Raw genomic sequence first — 25,163 nt, 5'->3', positions numbered from 1 at the left:
CCGGTCAGAATCTTGTGCGGGTAAGCCTGATGGCCCACATCCCAGATCACCCGGTCATCGGGCGTGTCGAACACCGCGTGCAGGGCTACGGTCAGCTCCACAACACCAAGCGAGGCCCCAAGATGCCCCCCGGTGGTGGAGACCGCATCCACGGTTTCGGCCCGCAGTTCGTCCGCAAGCTGCTTGAGCTGCTCAACAGACAGGTTGCGCAGGTCCGCAGGAACCCGAACACGATCCAGCGCAGGAAAACGGCCAAAAGTGGGAATCGGTGACGCGGCGTTCTGGTTTTTAGAACTGTCCATGCGATTGTTTCCATCTTCTTTTTAGCGGAAAACGGCGCATAACTGCCTGTTACAGGCAGGGTATGCTGTTCTCCGGCGTGCCTTACATCGCGTTAACATGCCGACAGACATCGCGAACCAATGGGGTTTGGTTTAATGTTTTGTGAAAGAACGCAAGCACGGAAACAAAACTCGCTGCTGATTGTGTCTTTTTTGCAACAGGCCGTGAAAAAGACTTGAGCTTGACAAACGAGGCCACCTATATGCAGGCGAATACCTCATACACGCGTGGCTATACATGTTCCGCGCCTGTTGCTCCTTCTGACAGTCTACGGGTGGAGTAGCAGGTCTGGCAGGCAGCAGGTCTGGTCGCGCGCTTTATGGACATACTCAATACTGACTTGTCTTACTACCAGTCACGATACAGGCGTTAAGTGGATGCGCCAAAGCGGGGGTTTATGGCCGTACCGATAATGCAGGCCGTCAGGGTCGGCAGTTACGTTGTCAAACAGCATATTACGGGGCGCAAGCGCTATCCGCTGGTGCTCATGCTTGAGCCGCTTTTTCGCTGCAATCTGGCCTGTGCAGGCTGCGGAAAAATCGATTACCCGGCGGCTATTCTCAACCAGCGCATGACCGTGCAGGAATGTCTGGATGCGGATGCGGAAGCAGGCGCGCCAGTGATTGCCGTAGCTGGCGGGGAACCGCTGCTGCACAAGGAAATGCCCGAAATCATCCGTGGGCTGATCGCGCGCAAGAAGTACGTCTATCTGTGCACGAACGCCCTGCTTCTTGAAAAGAAGATGGATGATTACGAACCATCCCCCTTCTTCTCGTGGGATGTGCATCTGGATGGCGACAAGACCATGCACGATGCCTCCGTCTGTCAGGACGGGGTGTATGAGCGCGCGGTTGCCGCCATTAAAAAGGCCAAGGCGCGCGGTTTCCGCGTGTCCATCAACTGCACCGTGTTCGATGGGGCGGACCCCCAGCGTATGGCCAACTTCTTTGATGAAGTGATGGCCATGGGTGTGGACGGGATCATGACCGCACCGGGCTATGCCTACGAGCGTGCACCCGATCAGGCGCACTTCCTCAACCGGCAGAAAACCAAGCAGCTCTTCCGTGATGTGTTCCGTCTGGGCAAGGGCAAGAAGTGGCGGTTTACGCAGTCTCCGCTCTTCCTCAACTTCCTTGCCGGTAACGAGCAGTACCACTGCACGCCGTGGGGCAAGCCCCTGCGTAACGTGTTTGGCTGGCAGCGCCCGTGCTACCTGCTGGGTGAAGGCTACGCCAAGTCCTTCCGTGAGCTGATGGACGACACCAAGTGGGACGATTACGGCACCGGTAACTACGAAAAATGCGCCGACTGCATGGTGCATTCCGGTTATGAATCCACCGCTGTTATGGATGCCGTTCGCCGCCCCTGGCACATTGCCAAGGTCGCGCTGTTCGGCCCCGAAACCGAAAAGCCGATGGTGCCGGAAATCTCTCTGGCCAACCAGCGTCCAGCCCAGTACGTGTTTTCCAAGCAGGTGGAAGAGCAGATGGAAGCCATTGCGGCGCGCAAGCCCGCCAAGGCTCCCCGGGTTAAGGTCGTGCGTACCGAAGGTGCGAATGACGAGGCCCCCAAGGCTGCTGAACCCGCAGAAAGCAGTGCCGCAGACTGATTCTGCCCTGAGCGAATCGGTTAGGCGAGACAGAAAACGGCTCCTTCGGGAGCCGTTTTTTTATGCCCGCCGCAAAAAGAATACCGATTTGGTCCGCTTTATCCGGTGGGCAGGCATACACATGCTGCATGGATATGGCCGGAGGGCGGGTCACATGTTCGGTGCTGGTCTCCCGCGGGATCATCCCTTATCGTGTGCGTGGGGCTTCTGTTGCGCAAAGCCCGCTACAGCATAAAGGCGTGTTGGTTTTATCCATGGCACTTTCCATTCTTGTTATTTTCTTTCTGGTTTTCCTCAACGCCGTGTTCGCCATGGGTGAACTCGCCCTTATTTCCGTGCGCAAGCCGCGTCTGGCACAGTTACAGGAGAAGGGGGTGCGCGGTGCGGACCGGGCCATGCGTCTGGCCGAGGACCCGCAGATCTTCCTGCCCACGGTGCAGGTGGGCATGACGCTTGTCTCCATTCTGGAAGGCACGTTTGGCGGTGTGCAGATCGAGGCGCACCTGACCCCCATTCTGGAGCGTTTTGCCCTTCTCAAACCCTTTGCCCCGCAGCTTTCCATGGTTGTGGTGGTGGTTTTCATTACCGCCATCATGCTGGTGCTGGGGGAACTGGTGCCCAAGCAGCTTGCCCTGCGTGAGCCGGAAAAAATGGCCGCCCGTCTGGCCATGCCGCTGGAACTGCTGGCCAGGGTCACGGGTCCGGTGGTCATGCTGCTGCGGGCTTCTTCCAACATGGTGCTGCGTCTGATGGGGGCGAGTGATGCGGTCAACCAGAGCCTGACGGAAGAGGAACTCAAGGCCTACATAGCCGAAGGAGCGCGTCTGGGCGTGCTGGAGCATGAGGAGCGCAGCATGATCGAGCGGCTCCTGCGGCTGGCAGACCGGCCTGTACGGGCTATTATGACGCCCAGAAACGAACTGTGCTGGATAGACCGTCACGCCGGGCGTGAAGCACTGGTGCAGGTGCTCAAGCAGACCAGCTACGCCCGCATTGTGGTGTGCGAAGGTGGGGTGGACAACCCCGTGGGCGTTATTCTGGCCAAGGACGTGCTGGACCGGGTGCTTGAGGGCATGCCTGTTTCCATAGAGGCGGGCATGCGGCCGATGGTGGTGGTGCCGGACAGTATTTCCGCGCTGGACATGCTGGCGCGTATGCGCAGCATCAATCTGGGCATGGCCTTCGTACTGGACGAATACGGGGCGTTTGAAGGGATCGTGACCCCGGCGGACCTGTTTGACGCCATTGTGGGGGAAACCTCGCACGAGCAGCCCCAGTCCAGCCACCATGCAGCCAACGTGCCTGCGCCCGATGCGGTCATCAGCCTTGAAGGGACTGCCTCGGTGGATGAGATCAAGGACATGCTGGGCCTGCGCTCTTTACCGGAGGAAGGCAGCTACCATACGCTGGGTGGCCTGCTGCTGGCCCTGCTGCGGCGTGTGCCTGCGGCGGGGGATAAGGTCGCCTATGATGGCTGGCTGTTTGAGGTGCTGGAAGTGGAGGGCCGCCGTGTGGCCCGCGTGCGCGCCAGCCGTCAGGCACTGGCGGAAAACTGAGGGAGCGCCAGAAGGAAAGCTCTTCCCGCCTCTGTCTGCTGCAAAAGGCATCCATCAGGGGGCAGGGTGTGTGCCCGCATGGTGCCGGTAATGTGCTGGGGGAACAGGGGTGCTCAGGTACGCCAAAGGGGCGCTGGTTTATGCCAGCGCCCCTTTGGCGTACTGCATCCCCACGGTGGTGTGGCGTTAGTGGACTGTGCTGGCTAGTGCGGTCTCATCCGCAAAGTCAGGCCATGTGCCGTGTGCCAGAGCACTCAGGGAGGGCGCTGGCAGCTTCATTTTGGCGGCGTAGCGCCATAGATAGGTCAGGGTCTGGTGGACGTAGTTCCGGGTTTCCTGATTGGGGAGCAGTTCCATGAACATCAGCGGGTCGTCCGAGGATGCTGCCACATTTTCCCAGTGGGCCAGCGCGTTGGGGCCTGCATTGTAGCTGGCCAGCAGGCGGATGATGTCCCCGCCACGCGCTTCGGTATGGTTGGCCTGCTGGGTCAGCTTGGCCAGATACTGCACGTAACGCTGCCCGATTTCCAGATTGAGGCTGGGGTCATACAGGGCGGAAGCCGAGTGCTCAAACCTGTGGTTGGGCGTGGTGGTGGAGGCGCTGGTTACAAAATCGGCCGTTATGGGGCGGATCTGCATAAGCCCGTGGGCTCCAGCCCCCGATACGGCGCGGGCATCAAAATTGGATTCCACACGGGCCAGTGCGTAAACAAGGGCCGGGTCCATGGTAAAGCCATTGCGTGGCCGTAGTTGCGGCAGAGGCGTATCGTCCAGGCTCTGCGCGGAGGAAGCCTGACTTTGCAGGGAATCCTCCATTTCGCGCGCAAGGTCGTGCAGCCCCGCGGCCCCGGCCACCAGTTGGAAGGACCGGGCAAGTGTGACGTCATGCAGGCCGGGCCATGCGCGGCGCATGGCGTTTTCCGCCATTTCCGGCTCCCCGACCTGAAGCAGGGCAAATACGCGGCGACCGACCTCGGTATTGCCCACGGCTTCTATGTCAATTTCGGTCAGCACCGGAGCGGAGGCCGTGCTCTGGCTGGTGCCCCCCGTGCTTTCCAGCGGGGCAAAGCTGGCAAGGCCGTGGTGCTCGCTCAGCTTGTGGGGGGTGCCCATCGTGCGCAGCATGGTGTTCGCCAGAAGCCCGTAGAATGTGCGGGGGAAGGTGGCGGCATGCTGGAGCCACAGATGCTGGCTGTGGGGATTATTGGCCTTTTCGTGCGTCCGCGCAGCCCAGAAGGCGTTTGCGGCCCGCATTTCCGGCGTGGCGCGCGGTGCGTGGGAGGCCCGTTCAAAAAACTGTCCGGCCTGTGCGTAATCCCGCTTCTGCCACAGGGCCAGCCCGGCCACATAGCCCGCCAGCGCATTGCGCCCGTGGGATACGGTGTTGGCTGTGCGGCTGATGTCCAGCGCCAGATCGGTCTCACCCGCGGCCAGCATGGCCTGTGCGGTTTCGGCCTGTAACTGGGCGGCGTAGGCGGGGGTCATGCCCGGTGTGATGCTGATCAGGTGCAAAGCACTATGCACACCCTTGAGCCCCCATGTCGTGCGTTCACGCAGGGTGCGGTCCAGCAGGGGGTTGCGGGTGAACTCCTGCAACGGCCCTGCCGCAAGGGCGGCATGTTCGGGGGCCAGATGCTCGGTGGAAGGCGCTGCAGGCATGGGGCCGCCCCGTTCGGGCAGGGCGGCAAGCCGCGCCCAGACGGCCGGAGCATCCGCATAGGTTGTGTATTGCTTGAGCCAGTTGCGCAGTTCGGTCGCACTGGGGTGGTAGCTTGGGTTGAGGTAGCGGTCTGCCTCCACCTCGCCGAGCAGCAGTGAGTCGGTCAGGTGGGTGGTGCTGTTGATCGCCTCGGCAAACGCCCCCATGCGCTGGAGGCGGAAAATGGCGCGGATGTTGGTTGCTACATCCTGCGGCAGTGGTCTGGGTAGAACAAGATCATCGCCTTCCGGAAAAGCCCGGCGCGGCAGAACCATCGCCAGCTCTTCACTGTGCGGTTCCACCCCGTGGTCCGGGGAACTGGCATGGGCTCTCGTCGTGCTGACGGAAGCGCTGGCCAAAAGAGCGGCTCCAGCCAAAAAGGCTTTTGCCGCGATCTGATGAGGAATTTGACCTATCGCTCGCATGGCTGGCGGGGTCTAGGCTTTTTGCGCGCAGAAAGCAAGTTTACTCTTTGTAAACATTGGTTGGCGTGCTGGAGAAACCAGAGCACGCTTTAGCGTAACGCAACGGGTTTTCGGGGTGGAGTTCTTTGTTTTCCAAAGGTATCGGGTGTTATTTCATACTATAATTCTTTGGGGTAAATGCGGGGTTATTACGGCTGTCCCCACGGTTGCTTCATGGCGTGTCCCGTAGTGTTTTCATCACCAGCATCAGCGTTTGCCATATTTCCCGCCGGGCAGTGGGGGAGGCGCGGAGCTGGAGCGGGTGGCGCATGGCCAGAACAGGAATGTCACCCAGACCGGGCAGGGCCAGCATGCCCCATTCGCGGCGGGCGGCGGGAGTGTCCCCGCCGAGCAGCATGGTGGCGGGCAGGCGACCGCACAGCACAAGGCGGCGGGGGGCAAACAGGGTGATCGCACGGTGCAGGAAGGGCAGGCAGATGCGCTGTTCCGCATCCGATGGGGGGCGGCCGCCGGGGGGGCGCCACGGCAGGGCGGTGGCAAGGGTCAACTGGCTGCGTTTCAGTGGCAGCGGGTCCAGCAATGTGTCCAGCAAGGTGCCGCACAGGCCGGAAAAAACATGGCCGCTCCGGTCCTCATCCGCATCAGGAGCCTCCCCGATCAGCATGAGCGGGGCGTTGGCCGGTCCTGAGGGTATGAGTGTGTGCATGGCCGTGCCGCGCAGGGAGCATGCATCAAACTGCTCCATGGCCGTGCGCAGGGCATCGGGGGTGTTTGCCTGCGCGGCAACCTGCCGGGCAAGGGCTATGGCCTCGCCCAGACTGGTCATCCCCCCCTCGATTCCCGCAGCAGGGGTGGGGTTTTGCCGTGGGGTGAGAGGCGCTACCATGGCCGGAGTCTGCACGGCAGGCGCGCTCGGGCGGGGTTTTCCGGGGTTGGGCAGGCGTGGCGGAGGGTGCGCGCCAGCCCCGCTCAGGCGGTGGTCGGTGGCGTTGTCGGTTACGGCGGTATCCACCCCCCATTCGGTATAGAGGCGGAGGAGGGAGAGAGCATCGTGCATTACCTTCCCCCTATCACAGTCAGGGCGTGGAGCAGAATATGAAGCGGATGGTTTGGCGGTTTGGCATGAGCGCGGTAGAGACTAAGCCAGCCGTTCATGTCGTTCCTCATTTGCTATGCTGGCAGATGCAGGCCGCCAGCCGCGGCAACCCGGTGCTGCCGTCTCAGCCTGAATAGGGTTCTTATGCTGTTTTGTCGTCTTATGCCTACGGTTTTCCTGCTATCTGCCACCATGCTGGCGTCGCCTGCGTTGGCGGCGGTGTCTGGCCCTGCGCAGGGTTTACGTCATGAAACCGGACCCACCGTGCAGGCCGGACGCGGGTATGTCGATTCGGAAGCCTATCTGCGCGGAATCGTGGCTGTGCGTCTGGGGGATGACCTTGAGGCGGCACAGGCCTTCCGCAAGGCATTGCAGGCAGACCCGACCGATGTGGACCTGCTGCGTCAGGCTTTTGTGCGGAGCGTGATGGTGGGAGCACCGCAGGCCGTGGAACTGGCCCGGATTGCGGATAAAACGCCAAAGGACAGGAGTGTGATCTCCGCCCTTGTTCTGGGCGATGACGCTGCGGTGCGGGGGGACTGGACAGAGGCCGTGCAGTATTATCACCGTGCGGGAGACGACCCCATGGCCCGCCTGATCGTGCCGCTGCTGCTGGCGTGGTGCCAGCAGGCGCAGGGCCATGCGGATGAGGCGATAGAGAGCCTGCTCCATGTGCCTGGCTCTGTTCTGTCGCCGTTTTATACCCTGCATGCGGCCCTGATTGCGCAGGTAGCGGGCCAGTCCGACCGGGCCGAGACCCTTTTCGTGCAGACGCAGAAGGCCATGCCCGGCTACGACATGCTCCTGACCCGCTCTCAGGCAGCGTGGCTGTGGAACCATGGCCAGCAGGACAAGGCTCGGGCCGTTATTCGGAAGCTGGTGGCGACAGACTCCATTCTGGGGCTGGCTGGTCCTGCCCTGCAGGCGGAGATCGCCCATTACCCTGTTACGTCCGCGCGGGAGGGAATCGCCCGGGCCTATGTGTTAACGGCTTTTCTGCTCCGCCAGCAGGCACGTGAGCAGGCCCAGCAGGGAATGGAAGGGGAGGGCGGTGCGCTCAACCTGTTCCAGTTTAATGAGGCCGCGCGCCTGATGCTGGGTTTTGCGCTGGCCATGGACCCAACGCTGGCTGATGCCCGTCTGATGCTGGCGGAAATTCAGGACGACGAGCACCATTTTGCCGCCGCGCGGGAAACGCTGGTGCGCGTTTCCCCGCAGGACCCGCTGGCCATGGTGGCGACCCTGCGCCTTGCGGTGCTGGAAACCACCAATGACCACCCGGCCGAGGCCATACCGCTCCTCCAGCACCTCGCCCAGCAGGTGCCGGGCCAGATTATCATAGAGCGTTCTCTGGGCAACGCGTTCAGCCAGACCAAGGACTGGAAGGCCGCCATAGCCGCCTATACCCGTGCGATTGATCTGGCGAACGTGCAGAAAAGCCCGGACTGGACGCTTCTGTTCCTGCGCGGCATGGCCTACCATGAGGCCGGGGACTGGGCCGCTGCCAAAAATGATACCCGCGCTGCACTGGCCTATGCTCCGGATGAGCCGCTTTTACTCAATTTTCTGGGTTACGGCATGGTCGAACAGCATGAAGACCTGGCCGAAGCCGAGCAGCTTTTGCGCAAGGCCCATGCGCTGGATGATCAGGATGCCGCCATAACAGACAGTCTGGGCTGGGTGCGTGTGGAGCAGGGCGATCTGGTCGGAGGGATTCCCCTGCTGGAAAAAGCCGCCGAGCAGACACCGGAGGACCCGGAGGTCAACTACCATCTGGGCGAGGCCTACTGGCGCGTGGGCCGCAGGACCGAAGCCGTTGACCAGTGGAACATGGCGCTGGGGCTGCATCCCAGCCCTGCGGATGAGAGCCTTATCCGTGCGGCTTTGCTAAAAGCGGGTGTTCCTCCCCTCATGGCTCCAGCCGGGCCGGATAACCCCGCGCCACAACCGGATGCCGCCGCGCAACCCGCTGCCGTACAATCCGTTCAGGAACAAGGAAAGCACACGCCGTGACCGTTGCAGCACTGGATGTCTCCACCTTTGCATTTACAGAGGCAGCTCCCGCCAAGGTTAACCTGTATCTGCATGTTACCGGCCGCCGGGCAGATGGGTACCACCTGCTGGACAGTCTGGTGGTGTTTGCCGGGGCGGGCGATGTACTGCATTACCAGCCCGGCCCCGAACCGCTGAGCCTGCATGTTACCGGCCGTTTTGGCCGTGTGCTGGATGCTGCCTCCACGGGGGCGGACAACCTTGTGCTTCGTGCCGCCCATGCCCTGCAGGGGTTGCGCGGCGGACAGACCCGGCTGCCGGGCGGGACACTGGTGCTGGAAAAAAAGCTGCCCGTAGCCTCTGGCATTGGTGGAGGCTCGGCCGATGCGGCTGCTGCCCTGCGCCTGCTGGACCGGGCATGGAACGTGCAGGCCAGCCGCGCAGATCTGCTTGCGCTGGCCCAGACACTGGGCGCGGATGTGCCTGTCTGCCTGCTGAGCCAGACAATGCGGATGGAGGGGATAGGTGAAAACCTGACCCCCGCCGCCCACCTGCCCGAATGCGGAATGGTTCTGGTGAATTGCGGGCAGGCTGTTTCCACCCCCGAGGTGTTCCGTCGCCGGGATGGGGCTTTTCTGCCGCGCGCTCCCCTGCCCGAGAAGTGGGCCGATATTGCCGATGTTGTGGCGTTTCTCAAACAGCAGGGGAACAGTCTGGAAGAGGCCGCCTGTGCTGTCTGCCCCCCTGTTGGCCATGTTCTGGCTGATATTGGCGGGCAGGAGGGCTGCCTTATGGCGCGCATGAGCGGGTCCGGCGCAACATGCTTCGGGCTGTTTGCCACACCGCAGGCCGCACGGCAGGCGGCAGACAGGCTGGAAGATGCGCACTCCGCATGGTGGGTATGGGGTGGCGGACTGGTATAGCCCGTCTGTGGAGTTAATTTATCGTCAACGCAGAGAGCCTATAAAAATTTATTAACCCTTTTTTATAACTCGACCAGTAAGCCTTCTTCTTCGGGGTATCTTGCAAGGGAGGGGCGTTGGCGATGGTGCATTATGTCAATACCAATGGCGTAACCTGCGTCATTACGGACCATCAGGGTTTTCTGGGGGTGCGTGATGGTTATCATGTGGCCATGACCGGTCCCGATGGTGCGCGGATTTATGCCGGGGTCATTCATCCCGCCATTTTCGGCGGTCAGGGCAACGGAAATGTGTTTCTGGGCACATGCTGGCAACCCGGCGCCGTACCAGCCCCTGCGGGTGGAACCTATATTGTGCCACCGGGCGTGTACGCCACGTTTGGCATTGCTCCCGCCACCGGGCATGCCCCATCGGGCAGCGCGTTTTATATTGGTGGCAATGCCCTGCTGGGCGTGGCCCTTGGTGCGCCTGCGGGCTTGCGGGTCTGTGTGGCGGGTGGGTACGCCATGTTTGTCGCCACGGAACCCAACGCGACACTGGACGGGGCGGAACTGAGCATTGCCTATGGCGGTGTGTTCTCCTGCGGGGCAGGGCTGGCCGACGTGCTGTGCGGGGCTACGGTGCGTTTTGGGCCTGGGGGCGGTACTGTGGTGGTCAATGCGGATTATGCACCGTTTGACCTGTCTGGGACCGCGATCATGGATTACAACCCCGAGCAGACCATGATCGAGGTCCGCCATATCGCCCAGCCTGTCGTCACCTGTCATATCAGCGCGGACCACCGTTGCCGCAGTGTTGTTCTGTACGGTCGGGGTCGGGAGGAAGTCGGGCGCTTTATGGTGGAACTGGCTCAGGGTGCCGTGCTGGAAGCCGGGGAATACCATGTGGCGGACACGCACTGCCCGCTACGCATTACTGCCGAAAAAGACCAGACCCGCACCAGAGCCTGCTTTATTGAAGGCACGGACATCCATATCGCAAATGCTCCAACCGAGGTGGAAGCGTTGCAGGCCGGTAGTCTTGTGGATGTGTGGAGCAAGGGCGGCATGACAACCCAGCGGCTGCTATGGGTTGCGCATGGGCATGTGCAGGCCCGCCCCGGCCACCCGGAGGATGAGGCGGGTTACCCCATCCGCATTTTGCGTCATGCGCTGGGGCAGAATCTGCCGGATCGGGACCTGCTGCTAACCCCCCGGCATACCGTACTGTATAACGGGCGCTTTGTACCCGTGCGCCTGCTGGTGAATGGTGGCAGTATTTTTTATGACCACAGTATTACCAGCTATAATTACATTCTTATGCAAACAGAAACACATGCTGTTCTTGTCGCCAATGGTGTGCCAGCCGAGTTTTATCTGGCGCAGGAGGCAGGTCAGGTGGACGCATGGGCCGGTGGGGTCGTGCGCGTGGGCCATGCGGCTCCTCATGCATGGGAGAAGGAGGTTCTGCCATCCCCACAGGTGGAGCGGGGCGCACTGGCAGCCATTTTTGCCCAGTTACGCGTACGGGCTCCCGGTGTGCCGGGGTGCAGGCCATTTGTGACAGTGCCGGAGTTGAGCAAGGACCCTGACCTGTTTCTGGTTACGGATCTGGGTCAGCGCATCAGGCTGCTGCGGCGTGAGGGGGACAGATGTTTTTACATGCTGCCTGTTGGCGTGAAAAAAGTTTTCCTGACCTCGCGCACCTCCCAGCCCGTAGCCGCTTCGGGCTCTTATACCGATGACAGGCGTACTCTTGGGGTAAGAGTAGGGAGCATAACCCTGTTTAGTGGCAGCCGCCACGTGCCGCAGCTGAGCCATTTGCGGGCGGAGGGAGCGACATGGGCCGGCTGGCATGGTCTGGAGGCCAATGGAGCGGGCCGCTGGACCACGGGTTATGCCGAACTGCCGCTCAAAGGCGTAAAAGAGGGGGCGATCGGACTGCTGATCATTCAGGTCCACATGGAGGGGGCGCTTGTCGCGGCTTCCGCGGCTGATGTGGAGGAAAGCAGGTTACGGGCCTGAGTAAAAAAGTAAAATCCCTTATAAAGAAGATATTTTTCACAACTCAGCTTCCTCCCCCTGTGCGCTTCTGGTCCAGTGACATGATGCACAGGGGGGGGCAGGGGCTTAAAGACCCCGACGGTGTAAAATCAGGGTTTACGGCTCCGGCGTATGTGGTTGTATGCCGCACTCAGCCCCATGGCTGCGAGCGCACCAAACAGGCTGGCCCGCAGACTGGATGAAACAAAAACCGTAAACGGGCTGTTCAGCCTGCGGGCCTTGGCTTCAAACGGACCTTCTGCGCCGTAAGCGCCGGGTACCGGGTTGTACAGGTCATCTGGCTGGATGCCCTCGGCCCAGTCATGGCTCATCTGGGCCTTGTAGCCGTGGCTGGCCAGCCGGGCCTCACGGCAGCTACGGCCAGCCAGACGCCAGAGAGCGGCAAAGCTGTTGGCCCAGCCGATGGAAATGGAGCGGCTGGTGGTAAAGGCCGCGCGGCAGATGGCCTCTGCCGCAACTTCTGGTTCGTAAACCGGGCCGAAGGGTTTGAGCCGTTTGCCGGTCAGGTTGCGGGTCCAGCCATAATGCGGGGTGTTAATGGCGGGCAGGTCCACCATAACAATGCGGATATGGTCCGCATCATGCCGCAGTTCCGTGCGCAGGCTGCTGCAAAAGCCGCGCAGGGCCGCGCGGGAGCCGTTTTCTGCCGCCTGTAGGGGCAGGTCACGCAGGGTGGGGGCCAGATCGAGGTTGATAATCGCCCCCTGTCCCCTGCGCCGCATAACGCTCAGGGCCGCCAGTGTGCCGTTAACGCTGCCAAGGTAGGTAACTTGTGTGGCCCGGGCGATATCCTGTGCATTCAGGGCTGCAACCTGACCGACAACAGTGGCCCCCGCGCAGTTGGCCCAGACAGAAATGGGGCCGAGTTCGCTTTCAACCCGGTTGGCGGCGTCCTGCACGGCCTGTGCGTCGGCCACGTCCACGCTGATGACAAGGGAGCGGACGGAATGCTGGGCCAGATTCCGGGCTGTGGCGTCCAGGCGTTCCCTGTCACGCCCCAGCAGGGCGACATCAAACCCTGCTCGCCCCAGTGCGCGGGCTGCTGCACGGCCAATGCCCGAACCTGCTCCTGTAATGACCGCAATCTGAGTTGCCATGCCTGATGTGCCTCCCGCGTTGGTTCTGGTGGTGTGGATGGGGTGTTAAAAAACCGGGTCTTTCTCCCTGCGCGAGCAGGGGGTGGAGCGCAAGGCATGCCAGAGCGCGCCAGCCTTGTGCGCCGCAGGGGACCGTATGGTCCCGTTAAGGGGTTACAGGTAGCGCAGCGCCAAAAAGCCGCCAAGCAGGGCAAGGGCGAATACGCCAGTAACCAGCGGCAGGCGGGTTTCCAGAAAATCCTGAATGCTTGGGCCAAAGCGGCGCAGCAGGCCCGCCACCAGCGCAAAACGCACGCCACGGGTTACAAGGCTCGCGCACATAAAGGGTAGAATGGCAAAATGCGCCATGCCGCTGGCAATGGTCACAAACTTGTAGGGGATGGGGGTCAGCCCCTTGAACAGAATGATCCATACCCCCCACTGGCGGAATTTTTCCTGCAAGGAGACCAGTGTGTGTTCGGCATGGTAAAAATGCACAATGGGTTTTGCCAGCGTATCCAGCAGCAGCGCGCCAATCAGCCAGCCCAGCAGGCCACCGGCCACACTGGCCACGGTGCAGATGGCGGCGTACCGCCATGCCTTGTCCTTTTGTGCCAGCACCATGGGGACAAGCAGCGTTTCCGGCGGGAGGGGGAAAAAGCTGGCTTCTGCAAAAGCCAGTGCCGCCAGCCATAAAGGCGCGTGGGGGCTGGCGGCATGCCGCAGAACGCGGGCGTAGAGTTTATCGAGCATTCAGGTCCGTTACAGTCGTTCTTGGCGCAGCACGGCTTCGGCCTTGCTGTGGATCAGGTCGTATTCGGCCTGTGTCAGGTTGCCCCGATGCAGCATTTCGCTCGCGCGGGCAAGGGCATCCCTTGCATGGGTGGCGTCTGGTATGGGGTAACGGCGGCCGGGTAGGGCAAAGGCGCTATCGGGCAGGGCATTGCGTTCTTGCGTGGTCAGCTTGGACATGTGCGTATTCCTGTCCCCTCGGTTAAAGGTCGGAGGCACTTTCCACTTCGTCCAGTTCCGCCATGGCGGCTTCTGCACTGGTGGTTGGCACGTCAGAAACTGGCGTGCTCCGCATATCCTGCGCCGGAGGGTGCGACGCGGGAGACAATGTGAGTGTTTGCGTGACACGGAATGCAGTCAAGACCGCAAATGATCCAAACAGCACCGCACCCATGGCCTGCCCCACCTGGACCCCCTGCGGGCCATAATGCGCGCATAGCAGAACAAACGGAATGGTGCCCAGCGTTGCCCGCCCCCAGTTGAACGCGGTGGAATACAGGGGAAAGCCAAGGTTGTTGAACGCGGCGTTGGCGACAAACAGCATGCCAACAAACAGGTAGCTGCCAATGGTCCATGTGCAGAACAGGTGCAGAAGTGCTGCGGCATCACCATGTGCGTTGTACATGGCGATAATCAGGTCCTGCGCAAAGTAGAGTGCGACCCACGTCAGACCCACGCTGAGCACCACCAGTTTAAGGGCGGCGGTCAGGGTCTGGCACACGCGGTCGGGGCGGCCTGCGCCCACATTCTGGCCCATGATCGGGCCGACCGAGCCGGTCAGTGCAAACACAAGCGAGAACAGCACTGGCACCATGCGCTCGATCGAGGCCTGCCCCGCCACGGCCTCCAGCCCGAAACCGGACATGGCGCGTGTGACGTACACCCCCCCTGCGGGTGTTGCCAGATTGGTCAGGATAGCGGGGAGCGATATGCCAGCCACCCGGCGGGTGTCGGGCACAATGCGGTGCAGGCAGGGGCGGGCCAGCATGCTGTGCCGCAGGGCGCCACGCAGCCCGGCTCCGGCGACCACAATGCGGGAGAAGGTGGTGCTGATAGCAGCCCCCATAAGCCCTTCATGCAGGCCGAAAATAAACAGTGGGTCCAGCACCGCCGCCACCACGGCCCCCATAAGGGTAATATGCATGGAGCCTTTGGCGTCTCCCACCACCCGCATAAGGGCCGAGCAGCCCATGCCAATGCAGATCAGGGGCAGGGCAACGCTGAGAATACGCAGGTAGGCTGTGGCTTCGGTCAGGGTTGGCCCCCGTGCGCCAAACAGGCTGAGGATGGGGGCGGCCTCCATGGCCGTGGCAAGGCCGAGAATCCCCGTAACCACGGTCATGACAATCATGGCGGAGGTGGCAAGGCAGCGGGCTTCCTCATGCCGTCCGGCCCCGATCTCCCGCGCGGTGGCAGCACTTATGCCAATGGTCAGGCCGATGGAAATGGCAATCTGCAGGCCAATAACAGCACTGGCAAAGCCGATGGCCGCGGTCATGGCGGTGCTGTTGAGGTGGCTGATATACACCATGTTGAGCATATCAACCGCAAACACGGCCATAAGTCCGATGGCCCCCGTCCCGGCCATGACCAGCACGTGCCGCATGATGCTGCCTGTTGTGAAACAGGCTTTATGGCGGCTTCCGGACGAGGGTGGCCGGGTCATGCGGGCTCCGTTGGGGCTGCTCCTTGCGTATGGGCACGCTCGGGCGAATGGACGGCGCATAGTATGTCACGTCCGGGCTGTGCTGCGAATAACCTGTTCGTGGATTAAACCGCATGGCACGGCTGATCTGTGCCGTGGGGGCGTGAGTCCCGTGGGGCCACAGATGCGGGGGATGCGGGCATGTGCCCGAACAGGCATTTGCCAGCCCGTGAATTGCCGGGGAATGTATGCGTTTTACACATATCAGGTATGCTAAAAGTGACGTGAAGACATGCCCTACCAGCACGGGGCCTGCGGCGGCCTGCCGGGGGCTGGCTGGCGTGGGAACACGTGCGTGCAGGAGGGATGGGCAAGACCTCGGTGACGGTAAACAGCCAGTAGCAGGGTGTTTGGCATCAGAGGGGTAAGGGCTGCACCTGCCGGGTGAGCCCATTCGTGGGGGTTGGCTGTCCGGAACTCAGGCCGCTACCCGGCCCGACCGCAACGCTCCCCCTTAGAGAAAAGGGCGGATTTGCGCAAGTTAAGGATCATGGACAGGGCGGAGAGGCGCGGCTTTTAGGCCACGCCTGCACGCCGGACGCATCAGGCAGGCCGAAGGGTGGATGACAATGGGGCGCGCGGTTGCTAAACCCCCCCTCGCTGCAGTCTTCCTTCCTAATTCGTGTAACAGCTGAGGCCGGGAACCGTCCTTGTCATGAAAATCGTCGCCTGTAATAGCAACCTGCCACTGGCCCAGGCCGTTGCAGCAGAGCTGAACCTGCCCCTGTGTAACGTAACCGTGCGCCGCTTTGCGGACATGGAAGTGTTTGTTGAAATTCATGAAAACGTGCGCGGTGAGGATGTTTTTGTCATCCAGAGCACCTGCACGCCCACGAATGACAACCTGATGGAACTGCTGATCATGCTGGACGCCCTGCGTCGCGGGTCGGCCAAACGGATCACGGCAGTTATTCCGTATTTCGGGTATGCCCGTCAGGACCGCAAATCCGGCCCCCGTACGCCCATCAGCGCCAAGCTGGTTGCCAACCTGCTGGTGGAAGCAGGGGCCAGCCGTGTGCTGACACTGGACCTGCACGCCATGCAGATTCAGGGCTTTTTTGATATTCCGGTGGACAATCTGTACGCAGCCCCCCTGTTTGTGCGCGACATTCGCGCCCAGTACGGTGACCGCGACCTTATGATTGTCTCCCCCGATGTGGGTGGGGTGGTGCGCGCGCGCCAGCTTGCCCAGCGCCTGAACACCGATCTGGCCATTATTGACAAGCGGCGTGAGCGCGCAGGCGTGTCCGAGGTCATGAACGTGATTGGCGACGTCAAGGGGCGTCACTGCCTGCTGGTAGATGATATTGTGGATAGCGGTGGGTCACTGTGCAACGCAGCCCGCGCCATTGCCCAGCAGGGTGCGGCATCGGTTGGTGCATACGTTACCCACGGTGTGCTCACCGGGCAGGCCGTGCCCCGTATTGCCGAGTCCCCGATTGAAATGCTGACCCTGACAGACAGTATTCAGGCAACAGCGCCGGTCATGGCGGCCAGCAATATCCGCCAGATCACCATTTCCGGCCTGCTGGCGCGCGCCATGCGTGCCGTATCGGACGAAAGCTCCGTATCGTCCCTGTTTGACTGAAGGTGCCATGACCGTGCTTCTCCCCCGTCCATACTGGTATCTGCGGCACGGTCAGACGGACTGGAACAGGGCCGGTCTTTCTCAGGGGCGTACGGATGTACCGCTGAACGAGACCGGGATTGATCAGGCGGTGGAGGCTGGCAGGCTGATCGAGCAGGCCATACGCGCGCAAGGGGCGGGAGCCATTACACGCATTGTGTGTTCCCCCCTCGAACGTGCCCACCGCACGGCCCAGATTGTGCGGGATGAACTGGTCGCCTACGGCCTGCCGCAACTCCCCCTGAGCGTGGATGAGGATCTGGCCGAGGTCTGCTTTGGCGAGCAGGAAGGCCAGCCTATTGCCGACTGGTATGATGACTGGATCGCCGAGCAGTACACCCCACCGGGGGCGGAACCGTTTGCCGAGCTTAAAAGCCGGGCCGCACGTGCGCTCAACCGCGCCACGGCGGCAGATGGTTTGGCGCTGGTGGTGGCCCACGGGGCGCTGTTCCGGGCCTTGCGTGCGGTTATGGCCCTGCCAGCCAATGTGCGCCTGCCCAACGCCATTCCGCTCAGTGCGGTGCATGATGCACAGACCGGGTGGAATCTGAGCGAACTCCCCTGATATTACGCCTCTGACCAGGAGGTTTTTTGCACCTGTTAGCTGCGCTGGGCCAGAGTGCCCGCATGGTGCGGTAAAGTAGGGCCGTGCCTGATGTGGGGCATCGTGTGCCTGCCACATCAGGTCAGGCGGGTTGGCGGCTCATTCCTGAACCGTGGGGGGCTGCGGGAAAAGGGACGGGTCATGGATGGCCCGCAGCCTGACGCATTGCGGCAGCATCTTGCGGATCATCTTCATGGTTGCCAGGTCGGAAAGGCCTGTCTGTTCAGAAAACCAGTCCAGTTCTTCTTGCAAAAAGAATCCCCGCACTTCAGCTTCGGTTGCGGGCGGGCTGTGTGGCGCGCTCTGCCAGCGGCGGATGGTGCTGATCATACCCATGGCCTGCGCGCGTTTTTCCAGCTTGCTGGGCATGTCTGGCCGGGGGACGGGGCCGAGCACTTCGTTCAGTGCGGTCATCAGGCCCGACCTGTCGCCCGTGGCGCCGGTAATAAAATCTCCCACATGCGTGATGGCATTGGTGACGGTGTTAAGGAATGTCATGGTAGCCTCCTGTTGTTAAAAAAGGAGATACAGGTGCAACGGGCCGCAACGCGGCAGAGTTGCAGGGCGGAATGTTAAATAAAAAACATCTGGCTCTCCTGTGCGCAGTCCTCTGGCAAAGGTCTTGTCCGCTCCCTACATGACACAGGGTTAACGTGGTTGGCCCCGTTTGGGGGAAAGCCGCAAAAGCAAGGAAATACCATGTCTGATCTGATCGTGCTGGGCTTTGACCATATTGATGACGCCGCCAAGGTGCTGAGCGAATGTCGCACTCTGCAGAAGGAATACCTGCTGGACCTTGAAGATGCCGTTGTGGTCACGCGGGATGCCACAGGCAAGGCGCGTCTGCACCAGAGCGTTAATCTGGAAAAAGCGGGTGCATCCTGGGGGCTGTTCTCTGGCGGGTTCTGGGGTGCGGTGGTCGGGCTTCTGTGCCTTAACCCGCTGGCAGGTTTTGTTATTGGCAGTGCCGTTGGGGCCGGTGCAGGCGCTCTGGCGGGCAAGATGTCCGATTACGGGATTGATGACGGGTTTATTACCAAACTGAGCGACACCATTCCCCCCAACACCTCTGCCCTGTTTGTGCTGGTGCGCAAATCCCAGCCGGATAAGGTTCTGGCCGATCTGCAACAGTTCAAGGGCCATGCCCGTATTTTGCAGACGTCCCTCTCCCCCGAGGCAGAAGCCCGGCTCAAGGCGGCTCTGGGCGATACTTCAGCCCCGGCTCAGCCTGTGGCCTGAACACCAGCGTTTTGATGCAGTGCATGCAGGGGGTGGCGGGCATATGCCCGCCACCCCCTGTTTTTATGGGCAGGTGTATCGGGCTTGCCGTGTCTGAGTAGAGCGTGCCGGCCCTACGGTTTTCTGCGTGGTTGTGCAGGCGGGGCTGGCATAGTAGGGGCACGTCTGCCTACTTTTCCATTCTGTCGGGTTATGCTGTCATGGTACGTCTTGTCATGCTGTCGGTCGGGGCGTTCATATGGCTTGTAACCGAGGTCATGCCCATTGGGCTGCTGACCGATATTGCACAGGGGCTGCATGTATCCCCTGCTCAGGTTGGGCTGCTGGTTACAGGCTATGCCTGGCTGGTGGCGTTAACGGCTATTCCGCTAACATTGCTGACTTCTGGCGTGGACCGGCGGGTCCTTGTGGCCAGCCTGCTGCTGCTGGCTGGCGGGGTGGACGTAGCCTGCGCTTTTGTCACCAATTATGCGCTTATGGCCGTGCTGCGCATCATGCTGGCATTGGGGCATGGTATTTTCTGGTCGGTTATTGCGGGGGTTGCGGTTCGTCTGGCCCCGGACATACCCGTGGCACGGGCCACGGGCTGGGCTTTTACAGGGGTTGCGGTGGGATTTGCCGGGGGTATTCCCCTTGTGTCCGCCATTGGGCAATGGCTGGGCTGGCGCGCGGCTTTTTTAACCTGCGGGGCAGGGGCTCTGGCGGTGTTTGCCGCAGCTCTGATGCTGTTGCCCGCCATGCCTGCCCAGCGGCGGCGGCTGGACCTGTTGCGCCTACTCCGCCAGCCCGTGTTCGTTTATATTGCCGTGCTGACAATGCTGGTGATTATCGCGCATTTTACGGCCTACACGTATATCATCCCGCTCCTGCAAACCATTCCGCATAGTCCTGAACGGCTTATTCCCGTTCTGCTGCTGGTGTATGGCGTTGCGGGGGTTGGCGGCAACTGGGTGGGGGGGCGGCTGCCCTGTTCCGCCGGGCGGCTGATTGGTATGGCAACGGCGGCTCTTGTGGCCAGCCACGGCGTTATGGTGGCGGCTGGCTGGTGGCCCGGTCTGGTCTGGGTGGATATGGTCGTGTGGGGGATTGTTGGCGCGGTCATGAACATGGCCCCCCAGAGTTACGCCATGGAACTGGCCCCCGATGAGCGCGAGGCCGCATGCTCCTTTAGCGTGACCGGCTTTAATGCCGGTATTGGTGGGGGCGCTTTGTGTGGTGGGGTTGTGCTGGGTGCCGCCGGTCCTTATGCGGTTCTGGCATGGAGTGCAGGCATTGCTCTGCTTGCCCTGCTGGTACTGTGGGCCGGACGGTTTGTGGTGGGGGGCAGAAAACAGGGCTGAACGGGGTGTGCCCCTTCAGCCCCGGTTGTTAAAACCCTTGGGATATACCGCACAGTATGGTTCTGCGCAGGCCGTATTGGGGTGCGGTCACGCCAATGCCCGAACCATCACGCAACATGTAGGTGTGGTCTCCCAGATTGATCACATCCAGCCTTAGCTGCGTATCCCCCTGCCATGCCGCGCCAAAGGTGTTGTGAATGGTCTGCACGGCAGAAAAATTAACGGTGGCATAAGGCGTTAATGCAAGCCCGTTGGGGATGCCATCTGCATCATCATCCGCGCGCAGGCCACTGCCATAGACCAGTGTGGCGGACAGGCGCAGCGGAGCTCGGGTTTTGTGGAAAAATGTGTACGCCGCCCCAGCCGATGCGGTCCAGCGCTGGTCATGGTCCAGATGGACCCAGCGGCTGCTGATGTAGTCCAGCTCGTCTTGATCAAAATTGAACTGCGCACTGGTAATTTTTTTACCAATGGCGCGCGACCATGCGAAATTGCCGTAAAGGGAGAGTGGGCCACGGTCGTAGGAGGTGCTGACTTCGTACCCGTTTACCTGCCCATGGCGGTAGTTAAAGCCGCTCAGAATAATGGGGGCGCCAAACTGGCCCTCATCAATCAGGTTCTTGGCCAGTTTGTAATAGGCGTCAAAGGCAATATGCCAGCCGGGCAGGATGGTCTGCTCAAACCCTGCATCAAAATAATGGTCGCGCTCGGCACGCACTTTGCTGTTTGTGAGCGAATTGGGCGCGCCACTGGTGCCGTACAGATGGGTAAGGGATGCCCCGCTGACAATTTCAAACGGTGGGGGCGTAAAATAGCGCGAATACCCTGCATGCAGGGTGCCGTTTTTCCATGGTTTCCACACAAGGTTTACACGTGGGCTAAACTGGTGTTCGGCTGTGTATTCGCTCACGCCATCAAAACGCAGGCCGTAATTGATAGTCAGGTTACGCAGGGGACGCCATTCGTCCTGTGCGTACACACCATAAACCATGCCGGTTTTGCCGCTGCTGTCATACACATTAAAGGGGGTGGGGCCGTATGTGGGCGGGGTGCCGCCAATATTGGTTTGTGGGAAAACGGTTGATGTCGTGCTCGAAACATTGCGTTCCACAAAAACCTGAAACCCGAAGCGCACGGTATGGTCGCGTGCTGCGCGCCAGGTTACGTCGTGCTGGGTGCCGGTGGAAAAGACCGAGCGCGCGGCCCGCTGGGCATTGCCAAGGTAGAGCAGGTCCCCCGTTGGGTCGGGGGAGTAGCGCAGGGAGCTGTAGCGGGTAAAAACGGAATCCTGTAGGCTAAAGGCCCCGATTTCCTTTTGCAGGGCCAGCACGGCAAAGTCGGTAATCTGCTTCTGGTGTTCGTTCAGGCTGTCGCTGCTGGTGGTGGCCCCTGCGGGGGGTGTGTAGTTTTGGCTCCAGCTATCGGGGGTTAGGCCGGGGTTGTTGGGTAGCTGGTATTCCGCGTTGGAAATGCCTGCAATCAGGCTGATCCGCGTCTCTTCATCCACCGTGTAACGGGCATGGCCCAAAAAGTGGTACTGGTTGCTCAGGTCATGCGGGGCGTTAAATGAGCTTGTGGTGTTTTCTATGCCCACGCGGTCATGCACAAAGTCCGCCGTGGCAAAAAAATCCCACTTTCCTTTGTGAAAACCATATTGCAGGGAAGGGAAAAAGTAATCCCGAGCCCCACCGTAAATGGACAGGTTCCCCCCTGCGTTGGTCGTGCCGTTTTTGGTGGTAATATCCACCACGGCAGCCTGCAGGAAGCCAAACTGGCTGGGCAACGCGCCTGTGGTCAGGGACATGTTATCGGCAAAGCGGGTCATCAGTGCCTGCCCGAAGACACTCAGCCCTTCGGGTAGCTGCACGCCATCAAGGCGGAACTGCACTTCGTTATGGTCACCGCGGACATGGATCTGGCCGTAACTGTCCTGCGCAACCCCCGGAGCCTGCAAAAGAACCTGATTAAGCGGGGCATTATCCCCACCGGGAATATTCTCCAGCGCCCGACGGCTGAAATGGTACACGCTGGCCCCCGTGGTGGGCGACAGCTCGGAGCGGGCACGGTCCAGATGGGCGGTTACAATAACCTGTTCCGCCTCATGCGTGGTGGAGCGGGGGATAACCTGCACGGTTTCCGCCCCTTTGCGCACGGGCTTTTTGGCTGTGTTTGCCGTGTTCGCGCCTGTGCCTGCACCTGTGGTTGTTGTGGCTGTGACCTGCGTGGTGGTCGTGGCCGTCTGGGCTGCTGCTGCATGGCCTGTTGCCAGCAGGCTGCTCAAAAAAGAAGAGCAGAGGAGAAGACCAGAGGGTCGGTAGGTCATGATTGCATGCCGCCTGAATTGGAGTGAGCCAAGGGCCGCATAGCTATTAGTTATATTATAACATAACAATCAAATTATGCGCCGTGCCGCAAACAGGACCAACCTCTGTTGTATTTGTGCAACGCGTGACTGACATCCCTGAAACGCTGCCCACACAGCGCCCTGCCATACAAAAACACCTCTCCCCGCAGGCCGGCGGAGGAGAGGTGTTTGCAAAAAACAGTGTGTGTAAAAGGGTTATTTTGTTGTGTAACCCCCATTGACCAGAATGGTCTGTCCGGTCATCCACCAGCCATCGGACACCATAAAGCGCACATGGGGCACAATATCTTCCACATCCGTCAGCCCCGTCTGGCTGAAGGGGGAAAGTGCCGCAGCACTCTTGTGGTAGGCGACGGCTTCGGGTTCCTCCTGCCCGTAAAAGAACGATGTATCCATGGGGCCCGGCCCAATGGCGTTGACCGAAATACCGCGCGCCCCCAGTTCCTTGGAAGCGGCACGGGTAAAGTGCTCCACGGCCGCCTTGGCCCCGGCATAGGTGCTGTAAAACGGCGTGTAAGCCCCAAGCAGGGAGGTGACAATGCTGAGCAGCTTGCCGTTATCGTTCAGGTGTTTGCCAGCTTCGCGGATAAACTGGAACGCCACTTTTGTATTGATGGCGAACATGGCGTCGTATTCTTCATCGGTCGTGTCGGCTATGGGCTTTTTGAGCACTTTGCCGACGGTGTTGATCGCTATATCCAGACCGCCTGTTGCCTGCAGGGTTTTTTCAAACAGATCCGCCATGGCTCCGGTCTGGGTCAGGTCCGCCTGCATGACAAAGGCTTTAGCCCCGACGTTGCGTATGACTTGCGCGGTTGCCTTGGCTTCCTCCTCGGTTTCGGGGCTGTGATAGTGAATGACAATTGTCTGGGCACCATGCCTTGCCAGATCACGGGCGACCATTCCGCCAAGGTTCTTGGCGCCACCTGTGATCAGAACGGTCTTGCCGGTCACGCTGTGTGTTGTCATGTCGTTGCTCCTTTGACTGGTGCAAACAGGCGCGGGCCCGTCTTTCTCTGTCCGGGTATAGTATCATTTGTAAAATACCAATAAAGCTTGGGAATATGATAAGACCTGTCAGCTTTTACGAACAATCCGGGATAAGGCTGGGGGGAAGCCAATGGACCGTATAGATCAGTGCCGCATGTTTACGCGGGTGGTGGAAACGGGCAGTTTCACCCGTGCGGCAGAAACACTGGGTCAGCCACGCTCCACCGTATCGACCGCCGTGCAGGCGCTGGAGGCGCGCGTGGGGGCCCGGTTGCTGGCGCGGACCACCCGCTCCGTCACCCCCACTCCGGATGGGCTTGCGTTTTATGAGCACTGCGTAAGGCTCGTTGTGGATATGGATGAGGCGGAAGACCTCTTCCGCCGCAAGCGCGGGCATGTGCGCGGGGTGCTGCGGGTTAACCTGCCCGCGCGGATTGGTCGGCTGATTGTTGCTCCCGCCCTGCCGGAGTTTGTTGCCGCCCATCCGGGCATCCAACTGGAACTGGGGGTCACGGACAAACCGGTAAACCTGATGGAGGAGGGGCTGGACTGTGTGCTCAGGGTAGGCGCATTGCCTGATTCAGGGCTGATCGCGCGGCGCATGGGGCGGATGCGCCTGCTCAACGTAGCCAGCCCCATCTATCTTGCCCGCCACGGTGTTCCCCGTATTCCGGCTGCTCTGGCGCGTGATGGGCATGTCGCCGTGCGGTACATGTCCCCCGCCAACGGGCGGGTGGAGGCATGGGAGTGGGAGGAAAATGGAACCCTCCATACGCTGGACCTGCCCGGCCCCGTGACCGTGAACAGTGCTGAAACCCAGATTGCCTGCTGTCTGGCCGGGCTGGGGCTTATTCAGGTACCGCAGTATGATGTGAAGGCACTGGTGCAGAGCGGACAGTTATGTGTGGTGTTGCCGCACTGGTGCGCGCCCGCTCTGCCGGTGAGCCTGCTTTACCCGCACAGGCGGCATCTTTCTTCCCGCCTGCAGGCTTTTGCCAGATGGCTGGAAGGGCTTCTGGCAGCGCATCTGGCCTGACCCGCTCTGGCTGCGGGCCGGTGCGCAGGGGCTCAGGGCATGCGGGGGATAATAACCGGATTTTTGGAACTGGGGTCGGAGTTGAGCTCAACCGTGCCCGCCTGGGAGGAATAGGTGGCCCCGGTGGACTGGTTGGGGCCTTTGGGTTCATGGAAGGCGGAAACAGGGCCAAACAGCAGGCTGCCCGTGTTTTTGTTCATAGTGCTTTCAGGCTGGCGGGAGCAGCCACGGGTAATAATGGAGCAGATACCGTCCGTGCCGATCAGTTCATCATTATTGCCGGTGTAATGCACATCGGACACCCGGTCATGGTCCAGCCGGATCACGGCGGAGCAGGTGGTGCCGCCCCCACCGCCAAGCTGGTTGATGGTGGTTATGATATCCCCCACGGGAATAAGCGTGGAGCCCCCATAGCTGGGCTGAGGCTGTGTACCGCTATAGGTAAAAATCTGTGTTGTGTCGTTTAACTGCTTTGTGGCGGAGGGTAGCCCGGCACAAGCCTGCAGGTCGTATGATGTCATACCGATCATGGTGATCTGCGCCTTATGCGCGGCACGCGAGTCAAAATAACCGCACCCGCTCAACCCCAGACAGAGGGATGAGAGGGTAAGAACGTTTAAAAGACGACAGTTCATATAAAGGCATATCCCAAGAGCCAGACCCGGCGCATGCCCTCGCATGGCACACATTCCGCACCCAGCCTAC

The 25,163-nt window shown here is 60.9% G+C and carries 21 protein-coding genes; 10 read left to right on the top strand and 11 right to left on the bottom strand.

Going from position 1 to position 25,163, the window contains the following annotated elements:
• Positions 1-302 (bottom strand): 1-deoxy-D-xylulose-5-phosphate synthase N-terminal domain-containing protein (locus HNR55_RS04820; protein WP_311771608.1); only part of this gene is annotated, 302 nt, incomplete at its 3' end.
• A gap of 437 nt (positions 303-739) precedes the next feature.
• Here HNR55_RS04820 and hpnH point away from each other — a divergent pair.
• A complete protein-coding gene (gene hpnH, locus HNR55_RS04815) occupies positions 740-1,951 on the top strand; it encodes an adenosyl-hopene transferase HpnH (RefSeq protein ID WP_086647240.1) in 1,212 nt (403 codons plus the stop codon).
• 254 nt (positions 1,952-2,205) lie between these two features.
• Positions 2,206-3,507 (top strand): hemolysin family protein, encoded by a 1,302-nt coding sequence (locus HNR55_RS04810; RefSeq protein WP_166112162.1) that lies wholly within the window; start codon positions 2,206-2,208, stop codon positions 3,505-3,507.
• Between the two features lie 186 nt (positions 3,508-3,693).
• On the opposite strand, the gene HNR55_RS04805 is transcribed toward HNR55_RS04810, so the two are convergent.
• Positions 3,694-5,631: a transglycosylase SLT domain-containing protein gene (locus HNR55_RS04805; protein WP_166112060.1), complete on the bottom strand. Its 1,938-nt coding sequence runs from the start codon at positions 5,629-5,631 to the stop codon at positions 3,694-3,696.
• Positions 5,632-5,842: 211 nt separating this feature from the next.
• A complete protein-coding gene (locus tag HNR55_RS04800) occupies positions 5,843-6,688 on the bottom strand; it encodes a uracil-DNA glycosylase (protein WP_166112057.1) in 846 nt (281 codons plus the stop codon).
• Between the two features lie 201 nt (positions 6,689-6,889).
• Between HNR55_RS04800 and HNR55_RS04795 the strand changes: the two genes are divergently transcribed.
• From HNR55_RS04795 to HNR55_RS04785, 3 genes are all read left to right on the top strand, one after another.
• On the top strand, positions 6,890-8,740 hold the full coding sequence (locus HNR55_RS04795) for a tetratricopeptide repeat protein (RefSeq protein ID WP_242005439.1): 1,851 nt from the start codon (positions 6,890-6,892) through the stop codon (positions 8,738-8,740).
• Entirely contained in the window at positions 8,737-9,642 is a 906-nt protein-coding gene (locus tag HNR55_RS04790) for a 4-(cytidine 5'-diphospho)-2-C-methyl-D-erythritol kinase (protein WP_166112052.1), read from the top strand. Before HNR55_RS04795 ends, HNR55_RS04790 begins: the two co-directional genes overlap by 4 nt.
• Before the next feature lie 122 nt (positions 9,643-9,764).
• Positions 9,765-11,645 carry a Hint domain-containing protein gene (locus HNR55_RS04785; RefSeq protein WP_166112049.1) on the top strand — a complete coding sequence of 627 codons (1,881 nt, stop codon included), beginning with the start codon at positions 9,765-9,767 and terminating at the stop codon, positions 11,643-11,645.
• 128 nt (positions 11,646-11,773) lie between these two features.
• On the opposite strand, the gene HNR55_RS04780 is transcribed toward HNR55_RS04785, so the two are convergent.
• From HNR55_RS04780 to HNR55_RS04765, 4 genes are all read right to left on the bottom strand, one after another.
• Complete coding sequence (locus HNR55_RS04780; RefSeq protein WP_166112046.1) at positions 11,774-12,781, bottom strand: SDR family oxidoreductase; 1,008 nt, start codon at positions 12,779-12,781, stop codon at positions 11,774-11,776.
• Between the two features lie 153 nt (positions 12,782-12,934).
• Positions 12,935-13,513 (bottom strand): YqaA family protein, encoded by a 579-nt coding sequence (locus HNR55_RS04775; protein ID WP_166112043.1) that lies wholly within the window; start codon positions 13,511-13,513, stop codon positions 12,935-12,937.
• Positions 13,514-13,522: 9 nt separating this feature from the next.
• Positions 13,523-13,732: a hypothetical protein gene (locus HNR55_RS04770; RefSeq protein ID WP_086647229.1), complete on the bottom strand. Its 210-nt coding sequence runs from the start codon at positions 13,730-13,732 to the stop codon at positions 13,523-13,525.
• Positions 13,733-13,754: 22 nt separating this feature from the next.
• Positions 13,755-15,218, bottom strand: a complete 1,464-nt coding sequence (locus tag HNR55_RS04765; protein ID WP_242005438.1) for an MATE family efflux transporter — start codon at positions 15,216-15,218, stop codon at positions 13,755-13,757.
• Positions 15,219-15,912: 694 nt separating this feature from the next.
• On the opposite strand from HNR55_RS04765, the gene HNR55_RS04760 reads away from it, so the two are divergent.
• Positions 15,913-16,845 carry a ribose-phosphate pyrophosphokinase gene (locus HNR55_RS04760; RefSeq protein WP_086647231.1) on the top strand — a complete coding sequence of 311 codons (933 nt, stop codon included), beginning with the start codon at positions 15,913-15,915 and terminating at the stop codon, positions 16,843-16,845.
• A gap of 7 nt (positions 16,846-16,852) precedes the next feature.
• A complete protein-coding gene (locus HNR55_RS04755) occupies positions 16,853-17,449 on the top strand; it encodes a histidine phosphatase family protein (RefSeq protein ID WP_166112040.1) in 597 nt (198 codons plus the stop codon).
• Between the two features lie 138 nt (positions 17,450-17,587).
• Here the strand turns inward: HNR55_RS04755 and HNR55_RS04750 are convergent, their stop codons facing one another.
• Complete coding sequence (locus HNR55_RS04750; RefSeq protein ID WP_166112037.1) at positions 17,588-17,986, bottom strand: hypothetical protein; 399 nt, start codon at positions 17,984-17,986, stop codon at positions 17,588-17,590.
• A gap of 201 nt (positions 17,987-18,187) precedes the next feature.
• Here HNR55_RS04750 and HNR55_RS04745 point away from each other — a divergent pair, with 201 nt between their 5' ends.
• Both HNR55_RS04745 and HNR55_RS04740 read left to right on the top strand, forming a co-directional pair.
• Complete coding sequence (locus tag HNR55_RS04745; protein WP_166112034.1) at positions 18,188-18,727, top strand: DUF1269 domain-containing protein; 540 nt, start codon at positions 18,188-18,190, stop codon at positions 18,725-18,727.
• Between the two features lie 200 nt (positions 18,728-18,927).
• The gene (locus HNR55_RS04740) at positions 18,928-20,067 is read left to right on the top strand and encodes an MFS transporter (protein ID WP_166112031.1); all 1,140 of its coding nucleotides are present in this window, start codon (positions 18,928-18,930) and stop codon (positions 20,065-20,067) included.
• A gap of 28 nt (positions 20,068-20,095) precedes the next feature.
• Here HNR55_RS04740 and HNR55_RS04735 read toward each other — a convergent pair whose 3' ends face one another.
• Together HNR55_RS04735 and HNR55_RS04730 are read right to left on the bottom strand one after the other, a co-directional pair.
• The gene (locus tag HNR55_RS04735; protein WP_166112029.1) at positions 20,096-22,390 is read right to left on the bottom strand and encodes a TonB-dependent receptor; all 2,295 of its coding nucleotides are present in this window, start codon (positions 22,388-22,390) and stop codon (positions 20,096-20,098) included.
• A gap of 237 nt (positions 22,391-22,627) precedes the next feature.
• Positions 22,628-23,401, bottom strand: coding sequence for an SDR family oxidoreductase (locus tag HNR55_RS04730; protein ID WP_166112026.1), 774 nt, complete (start codon positions 23,399-23,401; stop codon positions 22,628-22,630).
• 151 nt (positions 23,402-23,552) lie between these two features.
• On the opposite strand from HNR55_RS04730, the gene HNR55_RS04725 reads away from it, so the two are divergent.
• Positions 23,553-24,458, top strand: a complete 906-nt coding sequence (locus HNR55_RS04725) for a LysR family transcriptional regulator (protein WP_166112023.1) — start codon at positions 23,553-23,555, stop codon at positions 24,456-24,458.
• 32 nt (positions 24,459-24,490) lie between these two features.
• On the opposite strand, the gene HNR55_RS04720 is transcribed toward HNR55_RS04725, so the two are convergent.
• Positions 24,491-24,988: a hypothetical protein gene (locus HNR55_RS04720; RefSeq protein ID WP_166112156.1), complete on the bottom strand. Its 498-nt coding sequence runs from the start codon at positions 24,986-24,988 to the stop codon at positions 24,491-24,493.
• Positions 24,989-25,163: the final 175 nt, after the last annotated feature.

The sequence above is a fragment of the Acetobacter lovaniensis genome, assembly GCF_014207635.1.
Classification (GTDB): Bacteria; Pseudomonadota; Alphaproteobacteria; order Acetobacterales; family Acetobacteraceae; genus Acetobacter; species Acetobacter lovaniensis.
Note: the sequence above shows the minus strand (reverse complement) of the source record. Positions and strands in the feature narration are given on the sequence as shown.

Bases quoted from the DNA above. Each gene is read 5' to 3' on its own strand.
- HNR55_RS04720 (WP_166112156.1), bottom strand. From the start codon at position 24,988: ATGATCGGTATGACATCATACGACCTGCAGGCTTGTGCCGGGCTACCC.
- HNR55_RS04785 (WP_166112049.1), top strand. From the start codon at position 9,765: ATGGTGCATTATGTCAATACCAATGGCGTAACCTGCGTCATTACGGAC.
- hpnH (WP_086647240.1), top strand. From the start codon at position 740: ATGGCCGTACCGATAATGCAGGCCGTCAGGGTCGGCAGTTACGTTGTC.
- HNR55_RS04750 (WP_166112037.1), bottom strand. From the start codon at position 17,986: ATGACATTCCTTAACACCGTCACCAATGCCATCACGCATGTGGGAGAT.
- HNR55_RS04765 (WP_242005438.1), bottom strand. From the start codon at position 15,218: ATGACCCGGCCACCCTCGTCCGGAAGCCGCCATAAAGCCTGTTTCACA.
- HNR55_RS04775 (WP_166112043.1), bottom strand. From the start codon at position 13,513: ATGCTCGATAAACTCTACGCCCGCGTTCTGCGGCATGCCGCCAGCCCC.
- HNR55_RS04805 (WP_166112060.1), bottom strand. From the start codon at position 5,631: ATGCGAGCGATAGGTCAAATTCCTCATCAGATCGCGGCAAAAGCCTTT.
- HNR55_RS04760 (WP_086647231.1), top strand. From the start codon at position 15,913: ATGAAAATCGTCGCCTGTAATAGCAACCTGCCACTGGCCCAGGCCGTT.
- HNR55_RS04780 (WP_166112046.1), bottom strand. From the start codon at position 12,781: ATGGCAACTCAGATTGCGGTCATTACAGGAGCAGGTTCGGGCATTGGC.
- HNR55_RS04800 (WP_166112057.1), bottom strand. From the start codon at position 6,688: ATGCACGATGCTCTCTCCCTCCTCCGCCTCTATACCGAATGGGGGGTG.
- HNR55_RS04725 (WP_166112023.1), top strand. From the start codon at position 23,553: ATGGACCGTATAGATCAGTGCCGCATGTTTACGCGGGTGGTGGAAACG.
- HNR55_RS04730 (WP_166112026.1), bottom strand. From the start codon at position 23,401: ATGACAACACACAGCGTGACCGGCAAGACCGTTCTGATCACAGGTGGC.
- HNR55_RS04740 (WP_166112031.1), top strand. From the start codon at position 18,928: ATGGTACGTCTTGTCATGCTGTCGGTCGGGGCGTTCATATGGCTTGTA.
- HNR55_RS04810 (WP_166112162.1), top strand. From the start codon at position 2,206: ATGGCACTTTCCATTCTTGTTATTTTCTTTCTGGTTTTCCTCAACGCC.
- HNR55_RS04755 (WP_166112040.1), top strand. From the start codon at position 16,853: ATGACCGTGCTTCTCCCCCGTCCATACTGGTATCTGCGGCACGGTCAG.
- HNR55_RS04745 (WP_166112034.1), top strand. From the start codon at position 18,188: ATGTCTGATCTGATCGTGCTGGGCTTTGACCATATTGATGACGCCGCC.
- HNR55_RS04735 (WP_166112029.1), bottom strand. From the start codon at position 22,390: ATGACCTACCGACCCTCTGGTCTTCTCCTCTGCTCTTCTTTTTTGAGC.
- HNR55_RS04770 (WP_086647229.1), bottom strand. From the start codon at position 13,732: ATGTCCAAGCTGACCACGCAAGAACGCAATGCCCTGCCCGATAGCGCC.
- HNR55_RS04795 (WP_242005439.1), top strand. From the start codon at position 6,890: ATGCCTACGGTTTTCCTGCTATCTGCCACCATGCTGGCGTCGCCTGCG.